Source organism: Enterobacter sp. 4974935, assembly GCF_058661735.1.
The window spans coordinates 397,539-413,125 of record NZ_JBZWGT010000003.1 but is presented as its reverse complement, the minus strand read 5'-3'; the positions used below and the strand labels follow the sequence as shown (position 1 = coordinate 413,125).

Genomic DNA, 15,587 nt, shown 5'->3' with positions numbered 1-15,587 from the left:
CAAAACGGCAACATGTGTTGCCGTTTTTAGTGTTTGCACCCTCTCCCTGTGGGAGAGGGCCGGGGTGAGGGCACCAGCCCGCACCCGACTTATAGCGTCACACCACTCTTAAAGATCGCCAGCTCGCGGAAGTCGTTCTTCTCGTTGCAGGTCTGCCTGCCGCTGGCAAATTCCACAATCGTGTCCACGAATTCGCTCAGCAGCTGCGGCATCGCTTTGCCGTGGATCAGCTGGCCCGCGTCAAAGTCGATCCAGTGCTTTTTCTTCGCCGCCAGTTCGCTGTTAGTGGCGATTTTCACCGTCGGCACAAACCCGCCGTACGGCGTACCGCGCCCGGTACTGAACAGCACCATATGACAGCCCGCTCCCGCTAGCGCGCTGGTGGCGACCGCATCGTTGCCCGGTGCGCTGAGCAGGTTCAGGCCGTGCGTTTTCAGCCGTTCACCATAACGCAGCACGTCCACCACCTGGCTGGCGCCCGCTTTTTGAGTGCAGCCCAGGGATTTCTCTTCAAGCGTGGTGATCCCGCCCGCTTTGTTACCCGGCGAGGGGTTCTCGTATATCGGCTGGTTATGGGCGATGAAGTACTGTTTGAAGTCGTTGACCATGGTGACGGTCTTCTCAAAGGTCTCTTCGTCGCGGCAGTGGCTCATCAGAATGCGCTCTGCGCCGAACATCTCCGGCACTTCGGTCAGCACCGTAGTGCCGCCGTTGGCAATCATGTAATCCGAGAAGCGACCCAGCATTGGGTTAGCGGTAATGCCGGAAAGGCCATCAGATCCGCCGCACTCCAGGCCAAACTTCAGTTCACTCAGCTTGCCCGGCTCGCGCTTGTCGTGACGCATCACCTCGTACAGCTGATGCAGCTGTTCAACGCCCGCTTCCACTTCGTCGTCCTGGTGCTGACACACCATAAAGTGCACGCGCTCAGGGTCAAATTCGCCCAGCGTGTCGCGGAAGGCGTCGACCTGATTGTTCTCGCAGCCGAGGCCGATCACCAGCACCGCGCCCGCGTTCGGGTGGCGCACCATGTTTTGCAGCATGGTACGGGTATTGATGTGGTCGTCACCCAGCTGGGAGCACCCATAGGTGTGACTGAACAGATGCACACCGTCGGTGCCTTCAGCATCATTAGTCTCTTTCAGGAAACGCGTCTGAATTTGACGCGCGATCCCGTTCACGCAGCCGACAGTCGGGAGGATCCACAGCTCATTGCGGATCCCCACCTCGCCGCTGGCGCGGCGGTAAATCTGTACCTCACGATCGGCCGCCTGTCCTTCTTCTGGCTGGAAGTCAGGTTGATAGCTGTACTCGTCCAGATCGCTGAGATTGGTGCGGGTATTGTGGGAATGAATGTATTCACCCGGCGCAATATCCGCCAGCGCATGACCGATGGGCAAACCGTACTTCACCACGTTCTCCCCTTTCGCGATGGGGATCAGGGCAAACTTATGTCCACGTCCAATGGCCTGGCGTAACGTCACCGACTGGTTGTCGAAGGTCACTTCCGTCCCTTCGGCTAAATCGGCCAGCGCGACGGCAACGTTATCCAGCGAATGGATTTTGATGTATTGCATATCAACCTCAAACGGCCTTAGTTCAGTTCAATGGCGAAGTAGTCACGCGCATTGTTAAAGCAGATGTTTCTCACCATTTCGCCCAGCAGCTGGATATCCGCTGGCGCTTCACCCGCGTGCACCCAGCGGCCAATCATCTGGCACAGAATGCGGCGGAAATATTCATGGCGGGTATAGGAGAGGAAACTGCGGCTGTCAGTCAGCATGCCAACGAAGCGGCTCAACAGGCCGAGCTGCGCCAGCTGCGTCATCTGACGCTCCATGCCGTCTTTTTGATCGTTAAACCACCAGCCGGAACCGAACTGCATCTTGCCCGGCATCCCTTCGCCCTGGAAGTTGCCGATCATGGTGCCCAGTACTTCGTTATCGCGCGGATTCAGGCAGTAGAGAATGGTTTTTGGCAGCAGGTTTTGCTCGTTCTGTTTGCTCAGCAGTTTTGACAGCTCTTCCGCCAGAGGGCGGTCATTGATGGAGTCAAAGCCTACGTCCGCGCCCAGCAGTTTAAACTGACGCTGGTTGTTATTACGCAGCGCGCCGATATGGTACTGCTGAACCCAGCCGCGACGGGCATATTCCGCACCGAGGAACACCAGCACCGCGGTTTTGAACTGGGCGACTTCATGCTCGCTCAGGGCTTCGCCGGAGAGACGACGCGCCAGGATGCTGTCCAGCTCGGCTTCGCTGGAATCCGCGAACAGCACCACGTCCAGCGCGTGGTCAGACACTTTACAGCCGTGTGCGGCAAAGTGATCCAGACGTTTGGTCAGCGCGGATTGCAGATCGGCGAAACGACGGATATCGGTATCCGATACTTCCGCCAGCTTCGTCATGTAGTCATTAAAGGTCGGCAGCTCAATGTTGAAGGCTTTATCCGGGCGCCAGCTTGGCAGCACTTTGATGTCAAAGGTGCTGTCCTTCGCGACAACCGCGTGGTGCTCCAGGGAGTCGATCGGATCGTCGGTTGTGCCCACCATCTTCACGTTCATCTGCTGCATGATGCCGCGCGCCGAGAAGCTATCCTGCGCCAGCAGTTCGTTGCACTGATCCCAGATCTCATCCGCCGTGGCGGGAGAGAGCAGCTTGCCGGTGATACCAAAAGGACGACGCAGTTCGAGGTGCGTCCAGTGGTATAACGGGTTACCGATGGTGTGGGGAACGGTAGCGGCCCAGGCGTCAAACTTCTCGCGATCGGTCGCGTCGCCGGTACACAGGCGCTCGGCCACGCCGTTGGTGCGCATCGCGCGCCATTTATAATGGTCACCCTTCAGCCAGATATCATACAGGTTTTTGAAACGGTAATTTTCGGCAACCTGTTGCGGCGGTAAATGGCAGTGGTAGTCGAAAATCGGCTGATCTTTTGCGTAGTCGTGGTACAGGCGGCGAGCAAATTCGGTATCTAACAGGAAATCTTCGGTCATAAACGGTGTCATTATCGTCTTCCTCATTACGGGAGCGTCAGAAAGCTTATGTTCAGATGCTGCAAAGTTATCACACCAATTTCCAGAGTCCGACGTTTTTTTCGTGAGTTAGATCAATAAACGTCGACAAATAAATTACCCTCAAAGGGGTAAACCTTCTTGCAGACCGCGCCAGATCTGGCTTTGCGCACGCCTCATAATATCCCTACAAAGATTCACTCTTTTGTGATGTCACTCACCTTTTAAAGTTGTATGACAAGTTATCTTTTCGCCGTCGCAAACTATAAGCCGACGGAATGCATTACCGGTGTTTGTTACATCGGATTTAACGGTACGGAAGCCGACTTAGCACGATGACTTATGGCAAGGTTCGGGCCGTTCCGGGACAGGTTCCCGGTTACGCCCCTCCCGTTACAGAACAGCTCCCGGCAACGGTTGAGTTGTTGCCGTGTCCCGACACGGAAATAACATAACGATGAGGTTTTACATGCGTAAAATTAAAGGGTTACGTTGGTACATGATCGCACTGGTGACGCTCGGCACCGTGCTGGGCTACCTGACACGTAACACCGTGGCAGCAGCGGCGCCAACGTTGATGGAAGAGTTACATATCTCCACACAACAATACTCTTACATCATTGCGGCGTATTCTGCCGCTTACACCGTAATGCAGCCTGTTGCAGGTTATGTTCTTGATATTCTGGGTACAAAAATTGGTTATGCCTTCTTCGCTGTAGCATGGGCCGTCTTCTGCGGGGCGACGGCGCTGGCTGGCAGCTGGGGCGGGCTGGCGCTGGCGCGTGGTGCGGTAGGTGCTGCCGAAGCGGCGATGATCCCTGCGGGTCTGAAAGCCAGCTCTGAATGGTTCCCGGCAAAAGAACGTTCAATCGCTGTCGGTTACTTCAACGTGGGTTCCTCCATCGGGGCGATGATCGCTCCGCCACTGGTGGTGTGGGCGATTGTGATGCACAGCTGGCAAATGGCGTTCATCATCTCCGGTGTGCTGAGTTTTGCCTGGGCCGTGGCGTGGCTGATCTTCTATAAACACCCGCGCGATCAGAAAAAGCTGTCTACCGAAGAACGTGACTACATTATCAATGGTCAGGAATCTCATCATCAGACCGACAACGGTAAAAAAATGTCCGTCTGGCAGATCCTGGGTACCCGTCAGTTCTGGGGTATCGCCCTGCCACGCTTCCTGGCGGAACCGGCCTGGGGTACGTTCAACGCCTGGATCCCGCTGTTCATGTTCAAAGTCTACGGCTTTAACCTGAAAGAGATCGCGATGTTCGCCTGGATGCCAATGCTGTTTGCAGACCTGGGCTGTATCGTCGGCGGCTACCTGCCACCGCTGTTCCAGCGCTGGTTTGGCGTGAACCTGATTGTGTCCCGTAAGATGGTGGTCACCATGGGCGCCCTGCTGATGATTGGCCCTGGCATGATTGGCCTGTTCACCAGTCCTTACGTGGCTATCGCCCTGCTGTGTATCGGGGGCTTTGCTCACCAGTCTCTGTCTGGCGCGCTGATTACGCTCTCGTCCGACGTGTTTGGTCGTAACGAAGTTGCCACCGCCAACGGTCTGACCGGGATGGCCGCCTGGACCGCAAGTACCCTGTTTGCGCTGGTGGTAGGCGCGCTGGCAGACACCATCGGTTTCAGCCCGCTGTTCGCGGTACTGGCCATCTTCGACCTGCTGGGTGCAGTGGTTATCTGGACGGTGCTGAAGAGTAAATCCGCCGAGGAACTGGCGAAAGAGTCCCTTGGGGGACCGGCGACGCAGAGTTAGCTTGTTGTGCCGGGTGGCGGCTCCGCCTTACCCGGCCTACAACACCCGATAAAACCGTAGGCCGGGTAAGCGTAGCGCCACCCGGCAAAAACGTCGCAAAAGCCGCCTCCGGGCGGCTTTTTTAATGGCGAAATCTGGAGACTGGCAAGCAAAAGTGGTATAACAAATCATTCGCCGTACCCTGCCTGGAGCGCATATGGAAATCACCGAATCACGTCGTTTATATCAACAACTTGCCGCCGAGCTGAAAGATCGCATCGAGCAAGGGGTCTATCTTGTCGGTGATAAACTTCCCGCTGAGCGTTTTATTGCGGATGAAAAAAGCGTCAGCCGTACGGTGGTCCGCGAAGCCATCATCATGCTGGAAGTTGAAGGGTATGTTGAGGTACGCAAAGGTTCCGGTATTCACGTGATTTCCAGCCAGGCGAAACACTCCCCCACGCCGGACGAAAGTCTGGAATTTGCCAGCTACGGTCCGTTTGAGCTTCTCCAGGCTCGCCAGCTGATTGAAAGCAATATCGCAGAATTCGCAGCGACGCAGGTCACCAAGCAGGACATCATGAAGCTGATGGAAATCCAGGATCATGCGCGTAAAGAAAAATGTTTCCGCGATTCCGAATGGGACCTGCAATTCCACGTCCAGGTCGCCCTTGCGACTCAGAACACAGCGCTGGCGGCAATCGTTGAAAAAATGTGGACTCAGCGCGTTCACAACCCGTACTGGAAGAAACTGCACGATCACATTGATTCCCGCACGGTAGATAACTGGTGTGACGACCACGACCAGATTCTTAAGGCCCTGATTCGTAAAGATCCGCATGCGGCGAAACTGGCAATGTGGCAGCATCTGGAGAACACTAAACAGATGCTTTTTAATGAAACGAGTGATGACTTTGAATTTAACGCTGACCGCTATCTTTTTGCTGATAATCCGGTGGTTCACCTCGATACCGCGACCAATGTCGCAAAATAACCTCCTGAACTGCTGGCAGGCGCACCGCCGCGCCTTCCGGCCAGACAGGGTAAGAAAACCTCTATAGTGTCAGCCTTTGTAAAATCTCTCGCTCCCCTCCGTGGCTTACGCCAAAATCGTGTTTCCCCTCAAATTCTGTGACGCAGAACGTCGGGCTTTGTTACAATTGGATTCACTTCGTTATTTTGTAAGTTAGTGCTTGCTAACCAGCCAATTAACAGGGAACAGTGTTGGCCACACATCATTGTGTCCGCGAGCGACCATAATGAAATCATAACAATGTCGCCGTGCTGTTTTCCCGAATGACAGGCGTGACGTTAACCGATTTCCAGGAACACTGAATGGAACTTTTGACCCAACTACTGAACGCCCTCTGGGCTCAGGATTTCGAAACGCTGGCCAACCCGTCCATGATTGGCATGCTCTACTTTGTGTTATTTATGATCCTGTTCCTTGAGAACGGCCTGCTGCCTGCTGCCTTTTTACCGGGCGACAGCCTGCTGGTGCTGGTTGGGGTGCTCTGTGCAAAAGGGGCGATGGCTTTCCCACAAACGGTTCTGCTGTTGACCATTGCCGCCAGCCTGGGTTGCTGGGTGAGTTATATTCAGGGGCGATGGCTGGGCAACACGCGAATCGTTCAGAACTGGCTTTCGCATCTTCCGGCACATTATCACCAGCGAGCGCACCACCTTTTCCATAAGCACGGGCTCTCCGCCTTGCTGATTGGTCGCTTTATCGCATTCGTACGCACCCTGCTGCCGACCATTGCGGGCTTGTCCGGCCTGAGCAGCGCGCGCTTCCAGTTCTTTAACTGGATGAGCGGCCTGCTGTGGGTTCTGATCCTGACCACGCTCGGCTACGCGCTCGGTAAAACGCCGGTCTTTATGAAATATGAAGACCAGCTGATGTCTTGCCTGATGCTGCTGCCCGTCGTCCTGCTGGTGTTTGGCCTGGTCGGTTCACTGGTCGTACTGTGGAAAAAGAAATACGGAGCCAGGGGTTAACGATGGTTATCTCCCCGCTCGCGCTGCGCCGCTTCTCTTACGCCATCGTCGCGCTAATGATGTTCAGCGCTCTCATCCTGCTATGGTCTGCCCTACAGCACCAGGAGTCGACGCTGACTATCCGTCCTGTGAGTCAAGGAACCAGCGTGCCGGATGGTTTTTCCATCTGGCATCATCTGGATGCTAACGGGATCCGCTTTAAGAGCATCACGCCGCAAGACGATGTGCTGCTGATAAAATTTGACTCCAGTGCGCAAAGCGCCGCGGCGAAAGCGGTGCTGGACCGCACGTTGCCGCAGGGTTACATCATCGCGCAACAGGATGATGACAGCCACGTAGCCTCCTGGATGTCACGGTTACGCGACACGTCGCATCGATTTGGCTAACGACTAATATTCCGAATATTTTCACCCACTTTGGTGAAACTCCCGTTTACTTACTATGCTTAAGTACGCGGAGCACCCCTCAGATGTTCTCCGCATAGTTCTGGAACACGGCTTACGCCGTAACACAATGGAAGGTTTCTATAATGAAATACCGCATCACCCTGGCTCTGGCCCTTTTTTCTTTAAGCACAGCTTCCTTCGCTATGTCTCTTTGTCAGGAGAAAGAACAGGATATTCAACGCGAAATCAGTTATGCCGAAAAGCATAACAATCAGCACCGGATCGACGGACTGAAAAAAGCGTTGAGCGAAGTGAAAGACAATTGTACGGACAGCAAGCTGCGTGCCGATCATCAGGAAAAAATCGCTGAACAGAAGGACGAGATAGCCGAGCGCCGTCAAGACCTGCAAGAAGCGAAAGAGAAAGGTGATGCGGAAAAAATTGCCAAGCGCGAGAGGAAGTTGCAAGAGGCGCAGGACGAACTGAAAGCGCTGGAAGCTCGCGATTATTGAGTTAACGGAAATCTCAACAGGAGAGAATCATGTCAAAAGATACAACTTCAGAACATCTGCGCGCTGAGCTGAAATCCCTGGCGGACACCCTGGAAGAGGTGCTAAACTCTTCTGCCGATAAATCGAAAGAAGAAGTCAGCAAACTGCGCAGCAAAGCGGAGCAGGCACTGAAAGAGAGCCGTTACCGTCTGGGTGAAACCGGTGATGCACTGGCGAAACAGACCCGCGAAGCGGCTGCGCGCGCAGACGAATATGTACGTGACAATCCATGGACAGGCGTTGGTATTGGTGCCGCAGTGGGTGTGGTGCTGGGTGTCCTGCTGACGCGTCGTTGATTATGGAAGATCCACGTCACGCACAAGGGCCTGCTAAAAACGTCCTCGGCATCGGCCAGCGTATTCTTACGACGCTGGTCGGGATTGCCGAAACGCGCGTCCGGCTTGCGGTAGTGGAACTGGAAGAGGAGAAAGCCAATCTCTTCCAGATGCTGCTCATGCTTGGGCTTACGATGCTCTTTGCCGCGTTTGGTCTGATGAGCCTGATGGTGTTAATCATCTGGGCTATCGATCCACAGTATCGGCTGAACGCGATGATTGCGACTACCGTGGTTCTGCTGGTGGCGGCGCTGATAGGCGGTATCTGGACCCTGCATAAAGCGCGCACGTCGACCTTCCTGCGCCATACTCGCCAGGAGCTGGCCAACGACCGCGCCCTGCTGGAGGATGATAAGTCGTGAGCGACAAAGCCGAACGTCAAAAGCGGAAAGCGTATCTGCTGAGCCAGATCCAGCAGCAGCGGCTGGACCTGTCCGCCAGCCGTCGCGACTGGCTGGAGCTGACCCAGCGTTACGATCGCGGCTGGAATACTCTTCTGAGCCTGCGTTCGTGGGCGCTGGTGGGTAGCAGCGTGATGGCGATCTGGACGATTCGTCATCCAAACATGCTGATTCGCTGGGCACGCCGTGGCTTTGGTGTCTGGAGCGCATGGCGTCTGGTGAAAGCAACGATTCGTCAGCAGCAGCTGCGCTAGCCTTCTCGCCGGGTGGCACTGCGCTTACCCGGCCTACGGTAAAAAAGTAGGCCGGGTAAGGCGTAGCCGTCACCAGGCAAAATCTCTTCATGCTCTCTTACTCAATATCTTTGAAAAAGATTGACAGTTTTCCTTGCTAACAATTGCCATCCGCCCCGTTTACACTCCTCTCCATCGACAGCAAAGACGCGGTATCTACCCGAATTTGCACGCAAATAACGTTTAGCCGCTGATGTGGTTTCCTGGAGAGTAAAATGAAAAAATTAGATGATGTTGGTGTATTGGTAGCGCGTATTCTGATGCCTGTGCTGTTCATCACCGCAGGCTGGGGCAAAATTACCGGCTATGCGGGCACTCAGCAGTATATGGAAGCGATGGGCGTACCGGGTTTCCTGCTGCCACTGACCATCCTGCTTGAGTTCGGCGGCGGCCTGGCAGTGCTGTTCGGTTTCCTGACCCGCACCACGGCGCTGTTCACCGCAGGCTTTACCCTGCTGACCGCGTTCATCTTCCACAGCAACTTTGCGGAAGGCGTGAACTCTCTGATGTTCATGAAAAACCTGACCATCGCGGGTGGCTTCCTGCTGCTGGCTATCACGGGTCCGGGCGCCTACAGCATCGACCGTCTTCTGAATAAGAAGTGGTAAGCACGCTATACTGATTAAATTCAAAGCGAGGAGACATCTCCTCGCTTTTGCTATCTGACGGAGGAGTAAAAAATGGGACAACTCGTAGACGGCGTCTGGCAGGATGTCTGGTATGACACCAAATCCACCGGTGGACGCTTTAAGCGCTCTGTTTCGGCCTTCCGTAACTGGCTGACCGCCGACGGCGCACCCGGCCCGAGTGGCGAAGGGGGCTTTGCGGCGGAGAAAGATCGTTATCATCTGTATGTTTCTCTCGCCTGTCCGTGGGCGCACCGCACGCTGATTGTGCGCAAACTTAAAGGTCTCGAATCGCTAATTCCGGTTTCGGTGGTCAACCCGCTGATGCTGGAAAACGGCTGGACGTTCGACAGTGACTTCCCGGCCGCGACGGGTGATGAGCTTTATCATCACGATTTCCTGTATCAGCTCTATCTGCGCGCCGATCCGCACTACACCGGACGCGTAACGGTGCCTGTGCTGTGGGACAAGAAAAACCAGACGATCGTCAGCAATGAATCCGCTGAAATCATTCGCATGTTCAATACCGCGTTTGACGCGCACGGCGCCCGCGCCGGGGATTACTATTCGGTTGAGCTGCGCGAGAAAATTGACGAGCTGAACGGCTGGATCTACGACAACGTCAACAACGGCGTCTATAAAGCCGGTTTTGCCACCAGTCAGGAAGCGTACGACGAAGCGGTCGGCAACGTGTTTGGATCCCTGGAACGTCTGGAGCAGATCCTCGGCCAGCATCGTTATTTAACGGGCGATCGCCTCACCGAAGCAGACATCCGCCTGTGGACGACGCTGATCCGCTTCGATCCGGTGTATGTCACCCACTTCAAGTGCGACAAGCATCGCATTAGCGATTATCTGAACCTGCACGGTTTCCTGCGCGACATCTATCAGATGCCGGGTATTGCGGAGACGGTCAATTTTGACCATATTCGCACCCATTATTTCCGCAGTCATAAGACCATCAACCCAACGGGCATTATCTCCATTGGTCCGTGGCAGGATCTGGATGAACCACACGGGCGCGACGTGCGTTTCGGATAATTATTTAGGGAATCAATTGATTCCCTTTTTTAATTCACGGCATACATCTATCCTTACCTCGATCGCTTAGAAAACAAGTGATTGACTGACTAAGAGGCAAGGAAAAATGGACTGGTATTTAAAAGTACTGCGCAACTACGTTGGATTTGGTGGCCGTGCCCGCCGTAAAGAGTACTGGATGTTCGTTCTGGTGAACTTCGTCCTGATTATGGTGCTGGGTATTGTGGACAAAATCCTCGGCTGGGAACGCGAGGGGGGCGAAGGCATTCTCACCACCATTTATGGTGTGTTGGTTCTGCTGCCTTCATGGGCCGTACTGTTTCGTCGTCTCCACGACACCGATCGTTCGGCGTGGTGGCTGCTGTTGCTGTTGATCCCGCTTATCGGCTGGATCGTCATTTTGATTTTCAACTGTCAGAGCGGAACGCCGGGAGAAAACCGCTTTGGTCCGGATCCGAAGATCTGCGCATAAAAAAAAGCCCGGTGGCGCTTCGCTTACCGGGCCTACAAATTACGATTTTATTTATTATATTGCGTGAAAAGCTTCGGAATTTCGCGTAAACACCACGATTTGGCTTCGCCCATGCTGTCACGACGCCACGCCATAATAATATCCACTTCGCTGGTGTATTCCGGGCTGACAACGCGCAGCCGTCCCTCTGCAATGTCCTTTTCGACGAACGGATACGGCATGGTCGCCACGCCCAGCCCCGCCAGCAGCGCCTGACGCTTATCTTCCAGCGACGTCACCGTCAGACGCGGCTGTTTATCCAGCAACTGCACCGTTAACACCGGGCGCTCGCGCGCGGTATCCGCCACCGCCACGCCGCGGTATTTCACGCGCGTGACCTCAGAGAGCGGTTCCGGCTCCTGATGGATCGGGTGACCCGGCGCAGCGACGTAGACGTTCATCACGCTGTACAGTTTGCGCGAGTTAATTTCTGACGATGAGCGGAAATGCATATCCGGCGCAATGACGATATCCGCCCTGCCCGTCTCAAGACGCTCCCACGCCCCGGCCAGTACCTCGGTGATGATCGACAGCTGGGTATTGGCTTTCGCGGCCAGTCTGTCCACCAGCGGGAACAGCGCCTCGGTGGGCACCAGCGCTTCGGTCACTAACGTCAGATGGGTTTCCCAGCCGCGGGCCAGCGCTTCGGCATCGGTCGTCAGTTTATCCGCCGCTTCCAGCAATACGCGGCCGCGCTCCAGCAGCATCCGCCCAACGTTGGTGAATTTTGTTCGATGACCGGAGCGATCGAAGAGCACAACATCCAGCTCCTCCTCCAGCTTTTGCATGGTATAGCTCAGCGCAGACGGAACGCGCCCCAGTTCATCTGCCGCCGCGGCAAAACTGCCGCGCCTGTCAATCGCGTCCATGACGCGAAGCGCCTCAAGCGTCAATGCTCTCTCTTTAGCCATCTCGTTCTCATTCAGGAAATTTGAACATACCGGGCAGAATATCTGGCTAACAATGCAGCGTCCATACCTTTACCATTGATTTAGTGTAAAGTGAGGTCAAGTTTATGATTACGACAAGAACAGCGAAACAGTGCGGACAAGCCGATTTCGGTTGGTTGCAGGCCCGCTACACCTTTTCCTTTGGACACTACTTTGACCCTAAACTTCTCGGTTACGCTTCACTGCGCGTATTGAACCAGGAAGTGCTCGCCCCGGGCGCGTCCTTCCAGCCGCGCACGTACCCGAAAGTCGATATCCTGAACCTGATCCTGGAAGGCGAGGCAGAATACCGCGATAGCGAGGGCAATCATGTCCAGGCGAAGGCTGGCGAGGCGCTGTTAATTTCCACGCAGCCGGGTATTAGCTATAGCGAGCATAACCTCAGCAAAGACAAAACGCTGACCCGCATGCAGCTGTGGCTGGATGCCTGTCCGGAGCGGGAAAATCCGCTGGTGCAAAAAATCGATCTGAAGGGCAATAAACAGCAGCTGATTGCCTCGCCAGACGGCAGCAAAGGCAGCCTGCAGTTACGCCAGCAGGTGTGGCTGCACCATATCGAACTGAAAAAAGGTGAACAGGCAAGCTTCCAGCTTCATGGCCCGCGCGCCTATCTGCAGTCCATTCACGGAACGGTGCATGCGGTGACGCACGCGGAAGAGAAAGAGGCGCTCACCTGCGGAGACGGTGCGTTTATTCGTGATGAAGCGAATATCACCCTGGTGGCGGATACGCCGCTGCGCGCGCTGCTGATTGATTTGCCGGTTTAACCCCCCCCCTCACCCTAGCCCTCTCCCCAAAGGGGAGAGGGAACGATCGAGCCCCTCGCCCCTATGGGGAGAGGGGTTGGGGTGAGGGGAAATTTTTACACCTTACTCGCCATAATCTCAATAATCTGCCGGTCCGTTGCCTGCATCGAGCGGCACGCCAGCGCGCACAGGTTCGCGATCGACTGTTCCACGTCGTGCGCCACAATCCCCTCATTACCCGTCACGGCAGTATCATCCAACGCCATCATCACGGCTTTCCAGGCGCTGGTGACGCTGGTCGAGACCTTCATTGCGCAACTGTTAGACGCCCCGTCACAGATCATCCCGCTGACGTCGCCGATCATACTGCCGATCGCCATGGAAATTGTCTGGTAAGAACCGCCCATCAGCCACGCCATCCCCGCCGCAGCCCCCATTCCGGCTGTTGTCGCCGCACACAGCGCGGACAAGCGCGGAAGCTGGTAATGGATATAGATCGCCGACAGGTGCGAGAGCATCAGCGCCCGCGCCAGCCGTTCGTCATCGGCCTGAACGTGCTCAGCCACCACCACCACCGGCATGGTGGCGGTGATGCCCTGATTCCCGGAACCCGAGTTGCTCATCGCCGGCAGCGTCGCGCCCCCCATGCGGGCATCCGAGGCTGCGCTGGTGCGGATAACAATGTCTGACCCCAGATCCTGCGCCATCCATCCGCGTGTGCGCTGTTTATTGAGCGTCGCACCAATATGCAACCCCCAGTTGCCACGTAAACCTTCCCGGGAGAGCGCATCGTTCAGCCGTCCCGCATCGAGGATAAAGCGGATCGCGTCGAACGGCACCTGTTCCACAAACTCAAGGATCTGCGACAGCGTGGTGGTCGAGAGCACCTCCAGCGGATCGTCGCTGTTCTGGCTCTGATTATCGTCAAGCCTGAAGCGCGTTTCGCCCTGACACACCATCTCCACCACACGGGTGTGCCCGCCGGCGATGGTCACCATCGCCGAGGATTCACCGACGTAAACGCAGGCACGTGAATAGAGGATCTCATCGCACGGCTCCTGCAATTTTACCTGCACCAGACCCGCGTTCAGCAGTGCTTTGGCGCGCGTTAGCGCCTCGGACGACGCGTCTTTCAACACCTCCAGTCCGGCATGTGCGTTACCGCCTGTCGCCCCCAGCGCGGCCGCGATGGGTAAACCGACCATACCGGTACCGGGCACCGTTACGCCAAGCCCGTTTTTCATCAGGTTCGGCGATACCCACGCCTCGATACGCGTCACCTCACCGTCAAGCTGTCCGGCAGCCATCGCGCACGCCAGCGCCAGCGAGACGGGTTCGGTACAGCCCAGCGCAGGCTTTACCTCTTCCTGCACCGCGCGAATAAAATGGTTCCATAAAGGATTAATTTGCTCAGACATCGTTACGACCTTATTTAACCTCATGAGAAGGCGAGGAAAGGAGAAACACAAAGCAGCAGCCCGGTAATCACAATAATCACCAGCGATACGCCTTTATATTTATGAAGTGCGGGCACTTTGTAGACCAGCCACGCCGGAATTAAGCAGCCCACCATCCCGAAAATAGGGCTACAGATGGAAGTGAAGCTCAGCACCGGCGCGTTTAACACAATCGCGCTCCAGGCCAGCAGGATGGCAAACAGCATAATCCCGCGCTGGACGGCATTTTCATTGATTTTCTCCGCCGGCATTTTGCGGCGCAGGATGTTCATCACAATGCCCTGCGTCGCCTCACGAAAGCCGAGATAGACGCCAAAGAACGCGGTCATCACAGCGAAAATATTGAGGATTACGCTGACAATTTTGACCCAGCCCGCGCCGTCATCGCTGATAAACTGTGCTGCGATTGCCAGGGCGGAAATATTCTGCTCGTAGGCTTTTACCGCCTCGTCGTGCCCCATCGCCAGGGTGAAGGAGACAGCGTAGAAAAAGACCGTCACAAACAGCACGCCAAAGGCGATATTCATTGCCCGCAGCGCTTTATGACGCGCCACCTCAACGGATTTTTCCCTTGAACGATAGGAAATCACCATCGGGCTTAATGTCTGAATAAACAGAATGGAGGTTAAGGTGAAAGGCAGCGTAATAATGGCGTTTTTAATCAGCAGCCCCATTGGCGGCAGCATGCCGACGTTGGCTAAATGCCAGAGGCCAATCATCGAAAGCCCCAGCGCCGCCACCACAAATAATTTGGTCAGCACCATCAGGCTGGAGACTTTAAACAGCAGCTTTTCACCGCGCGACGAAATGGCGACCAGAATGCAGATCAGGAATAAGCCGTAGAACGGATTTTCCGAGAGCAAACCGTCGGTTACGCCGAAGGTGTGTAAATAGGATGCGCTGTCGTTGGTAATGGCCGTCGAATAGACAAACATCCAGATCACCAGCATCACGAAATAAAGTGCACCCAATAAGATGCCCCAGTTTTTGCCTAAATATCCGCTAATAACGCTCGGATAGTCTTTACATTCCGGTGATTCCGCCAGCGTATTAATAAACAGGCGCTGGAACAGGTACATGGCCGGATAACCAATTATCGACGAGAGTAAAAATACCCATAGCCCCATTAATCCAACCTGCACCGGAAGAAAAACAATGCCCGCGCCGATAGCCATCCCAATACTCATGATGACCCAGCCCGTATCGGTGCTGTCGAATTTAATCGCCTCTCGCCATTCGCTTTCGCTCATTCCCGCCCGCCTTGCCGCAGGGGAATCACTCACAATCACACTGCTGTTTGTTGCCATATTCATTGGGCACTCGCTTATTTTGTAGGGTAACGATTTGTTTTTATAAGGTTCCGATCGCCAGCGATTGCGAGTCAGAGGGTGCAGGTGTGAGTTATTGGTATGGGGAGATCATATCCGGAGCGCGGGAGAAAAAAGTCACAACTTTTATAGGGATTTACTAATGCAAGAGGAAAATATTACTTCGGGATAGCAGAAAAGAGAGCGAGTTTTCTAAAATTGACG

General features: G+C 55.1%; 17 protein-coding genes. 12 read left to right on the top strand and 5 right to left on the bottom strand.

Features of this window, described 5'->3' with window-relative positions; genetic code table 11:
- Positions 1-89 precede the first annotated feature (89 nt).
- Both AC4OVS_RS03160 and uxaC read right to left on the bottom strand, forming a co-directional pair.
- Positions 90-1,577, bottom strand: a complete 1,488-nt coding sequence (locus AC4OVS_RS03160; protein WP_126315198.1) for a UxaA family hydrolase — start codon at positions 1,575-1,577, stop codon at positions 90-92.
- A gap of 17 nt (positions 1,578-1,594) precedes the next feature.
- Positions 1,595-3,007: a glucuronate isomerase gene (uxaC, locus tag AC4OVS_RS03155; protein WP_023307034.1), complete on the bottom strand. Its 1,413-nt coding sequence runs from the start codon at positions 3,005-3,007 to the stop codon at positions 1,595-1,597.
- Positions 3,008-3,482: 475 nt separating this feature from the next.
- Here uxaC and AC4OVS_RS03150 point away from each other — a divergent pair, with 475 nt between their 5' ends.
- The 11 genes from AC4OVS_RS03150 to AC4OVS_RS03100 all read left to right on the top strand — a co-directional run bounded on the left by AC4OVS_RS03150 (position 3,483) and on the right by AC4OVS_RS03100 (position 10,863).
- Complete coding sequence (locus AC4OVS_RS03150; RefSeq protein WP_491922172.1) at positions 3,483-4,781, top strand: MFS transporter; 1,299 nt, start codon at positions 3,483-3,485, stop codon at positions 4,779-4,781.
- 196 nt (positions 4,782-4,977) lie between these two features.
- On the top strand, positions 4,978-5,754 hold the full coding sequence (exuR, locus tag AC4OVS_RS03145) for a transcriptional regulator ExuR (protein ID WP_023298695.1): 777 nt from the start codon (positions 4,978-4,980) through the stop codon (positions 5,752-5,754).
- A 341-nt stretch (positions 5,755-6,095) separates the two neighbouring features.
- A complete protein-coding gene (yqjA, locus tag AC4OVS_RS03140; protein ID WP_022649475.1) occupies positions 6,096-6,758 on the top strand; it encodes a DedA family general envelope maintenance protein YqjA in 663 nt (220 codons plus the stop codon).
- 2 nt (positions 6,759-6,760) lie between these two features.
- A complete protein-coding gene (mzrA, locus tag AC4OVS_RS03135; protein ID WP_022649476.1) occupies positions 6,761-7,144 on the top strand; it encodes an EnvZ/OmpR regulon moderator MzrA in 384 nt (127 codons plus the stop codon).
- 143 nt (positions 7,145-7,287) lie between these two features.
- Positions 7,288-7,656, top strand: coding sequence for a DUF1090 domain-containing protein (locus tag AC4OVS_RS03130; protein ID WP_017382428.1), 369 nt, complete (start codon positions 7,288-7,290; stop codon positions 7,654-7,656).
- 29 nt (positions 7,657-7,685) lie between these two features.
- Positions 7,686-7,991 carry an ElaB/YgaM/YqjD family protein gene (locus AC4OVS_RS03125; RefSeq protein ID WP_008503141.1) on the top strand — a complete coding sequence of 102 codons (306 nt, stop codon included), beginning with the start codon at positions 7,686-7,688 and terminating at the stop codon, positions 7,989-7,991.
- 2 nt (positions 7,992-7,993) lie between these two features.
- The gene (locus tag AC4OVS_RS03120; RefSeq protein WP_003862647.1) at positions 7,994-8,392 is read left to right on the top strand and encodes a phage holin family protein; all 399 of its coding nucleotides are present in this window, start codon (positions 7,994-7,996) and stop codon (positions 8,390-8,392) included.
- The gene (locus AC4OVS_RS03115) at positions 8,389-8,685 is read left to right on the top strand and encodes a YqjK-like family protein (RefSeq protein ID WP_022649477.1); all 297 of its coding nucleotides are present in this window, start codon (positions 8,389-8,391) and stop codon (positions 8,683-8,685) included. Before AC4OVS_RS03120 ends, AC4OVS_RS03115 begins: the two co-directional genes overlap by 4 nt.
- Before the next feature lie 254 nt (positions 8,686-8,939).
- Complete coding sequence (locus AC4OVS_RS03110) at positions 8,940-9,332, top strand: DoxX family protein (RefSeq protein ID WP_032626373.1); 393 nt, start codon at positions 8,940-8,942, stop codon at positions 9,330-9,332.
- A gap of 72 nt (positions 9,333-9,404) precedes the next feature.
- On the top strand, positions 9,405-10,391 hold the full coding sequence (locus AC4OVS_RS03105; protein ID WP_491922171.1) for a glutathione S-transferase family protein: 987 nt from the start codon (positions 9,405-9,407) through the stop codon (positions 10,389-10,391).
- A gap of 106 nt (positions 10,392-10,497) precedes the next feature.
- Positions 10,498-10,863, top strand: coding sequence for a DUF805 domain-containing protein (locus AC4OVS_RS03100; protein WP_022649479.1), 366 nt, complete (start codon positions 10,498-10,500; stop codon positions 10,861-10,863).
- A gap of 47 nt (positions 10,864-10,910) precedes the next feature.
- Here the strand turns inward: AC4OVS_RS03100 and yhaJ are convergent, their stop codons facing one another.
- Positions 10,911-11,813 (bottom strand): DNA-binding transcriptional regulator YhaJ, encoded by a 903-nt coding sequence (gene yhaJ / locus AC4OVS_RS03095; protein ID WP_022649480.1) that lies wholly within the window; start codon positions 11,811-11,813, stop codon positions 10,911-10,913.
- A 104-nt stretch (positions 11,814-11,917) separates the two neighbouring features.
- On the opposite strand from yhaJ, the gene AC4OVS_RS03090 reads away from it, so the two are divergent.
- On the top strand, positions 11,918-12,619 hold the full coding sequence (locus AC4OVS_RS03090) for a pirin family protein (protein ID WP_491922170.1): 702 nt from the start codon (positions 11,918-11,920) through the stop codon (positions 12,617-12,619).
- Between the two features lie 95 nt (positions 12,620-12,714).
- Here AC4OVS_RS03090 and AC4OVS_RS03085 read toward each other — a convergent pair whose 3' ends face one another.
- Entirely contained in the window at positions 12,715-14,016 is a 1,302-nt protein-coding gene (locus AC4OVS_RS03085; RefSeq protein ID WP_150312434.1) for an L-cysteine desulfidase family protein, read from the bottom strand.
- A gap of 20 nt (positions 14,017-14,036) precedes the next feature.
- Entirely contained in the window at positions 14,037-15,368 is a 1,332-nt protein-coding gene (locus AC4OVS_RS03080; protein WP_491922169.1) for an SLC5/6 family protein, read from the bottom strand.
- Positions 15,369-15,587 lie beyond the last annotated feature (219 nt).

What these genes read in the sequence shown, in the direction of transcription:
- AC4OVS_RS03130 (WP_017382428.1), top strand. Translation starts at nt 7,288, where the DNA reads ATGAAATACCGCATCACCCTGGCTCTGGCCCTTTTTTCTTTAAGCACA.
- AC4OVS_RS03090 (WP_491922170.1), top strand. Translation starts at nt 11,918, where the DNA reads ATGATTACGACAAGAACAGCGAAACAGTGCGGACAAGCCGATTTCGGT.
- AC4OVS_RS03110 (WP_032626373.1), top strand. Translation starts at nt 8,940, where the DNA reads ATGAAAAAATTAGATGATGTTGGTGTATTGGTAGCGCGTATTCTGATG.
- AC4OVS_RS03080 (WP_491922169.1), bottom strand. Translation starts at nt 15,368, where the DNA reads ATGAATATGGCAACAAACAGCAGTGTGATTGTGAGTGATTCCCCTGCG.
- AC4OVS_RS03125 (WP_008503141.1), top strand. Translation starts at nt 7,686, where the DNA reads ATGTCAAAAGATACAACTTCAGAACATCTGCGCGCTGAGCTGAAATCC.
- AC4OVS_RS03120 (WP_003862647.1), top strand. Translation starts at nt 7,994, where the DNA reads ATGGAAGATCCACGTCACGCACAAGGGCCTGCTAAAAACGTCCTCGGC.
- AC4OVS_RS03085 (WP_150312434.1), bottom strand. Translation starts at nt 14,016, where the DNA reads ATGTCTGAGCAAATTAATCCTTTATGGAACCATTTTATTCGCGCGGTG.
- mzrA (WP_022649476.1), top strand. Translation starts at nt 6,761, where the DNA reads ATGGTTATCTCCCCGCTCGCGCTGCGCCGCTTCTCTTACGCCATCGTC.
- yhaJ (WP_022649480.1), bottom strand. Translation starts at nt 11,813, where the DNA reads ATGGCTAAAGAGAGAGCATTGACGCTTGAGGCGCTTCGCGTCATGGAC.
- AC4OVS_RS03160 (WP_126315198.1), bottom strand. Translation starts at nt 1,577, where the DNA reads ATGCAATACATCAAAATCCATTCGCTGGATAACGTTGCCGTCGCGCTG.
- AC4OVS_RS03150 (WP_491922172.1), top strand. Translation starts at nt 3,483, where the DNA reads ATGCGTAAAATTAAAGGGTTACGTTGGTACATGATCGCACTGGTGACG.
- exuR (WP_023298695.1), top strand. Translation starts at nt 4,978, where the DNA reads ATGGAAATCACCGAATCACGTCGTTTATATCAACAACTTGCCGCCGAG.
- uxaC (WP_023307034.1), bottom strand. Translation starts at nt 3,007, where the DNA reads ATGACACCGTTTATGACCGAAGATTTCCTGTTAGATACCGAATTTGCT.
- AC4OVS_RS03105 (WP_491922171.1), top strand. Translation starts at nt 9,405, where the DNA reads ATGGGACAACTCGTAGACGGCGTCTGGCAGGATGTCTGGTATGACACC.
- yqjA (WP_022649475.1), top strand. Translation starts at nt 6,096, where the DNA reads ATGGAACTTTTGACCCAACTACTGAACGCCCTCTGGGCTCAGGATTTC.
- AC4OVS_RS03100 (WP_022649479.1), top strand. Translation starts at nt 10,498, where the DNA reads ATGGACTGGTATTTAAAAGTACTGCGCAACTACGTTGGATTTGGTGGC.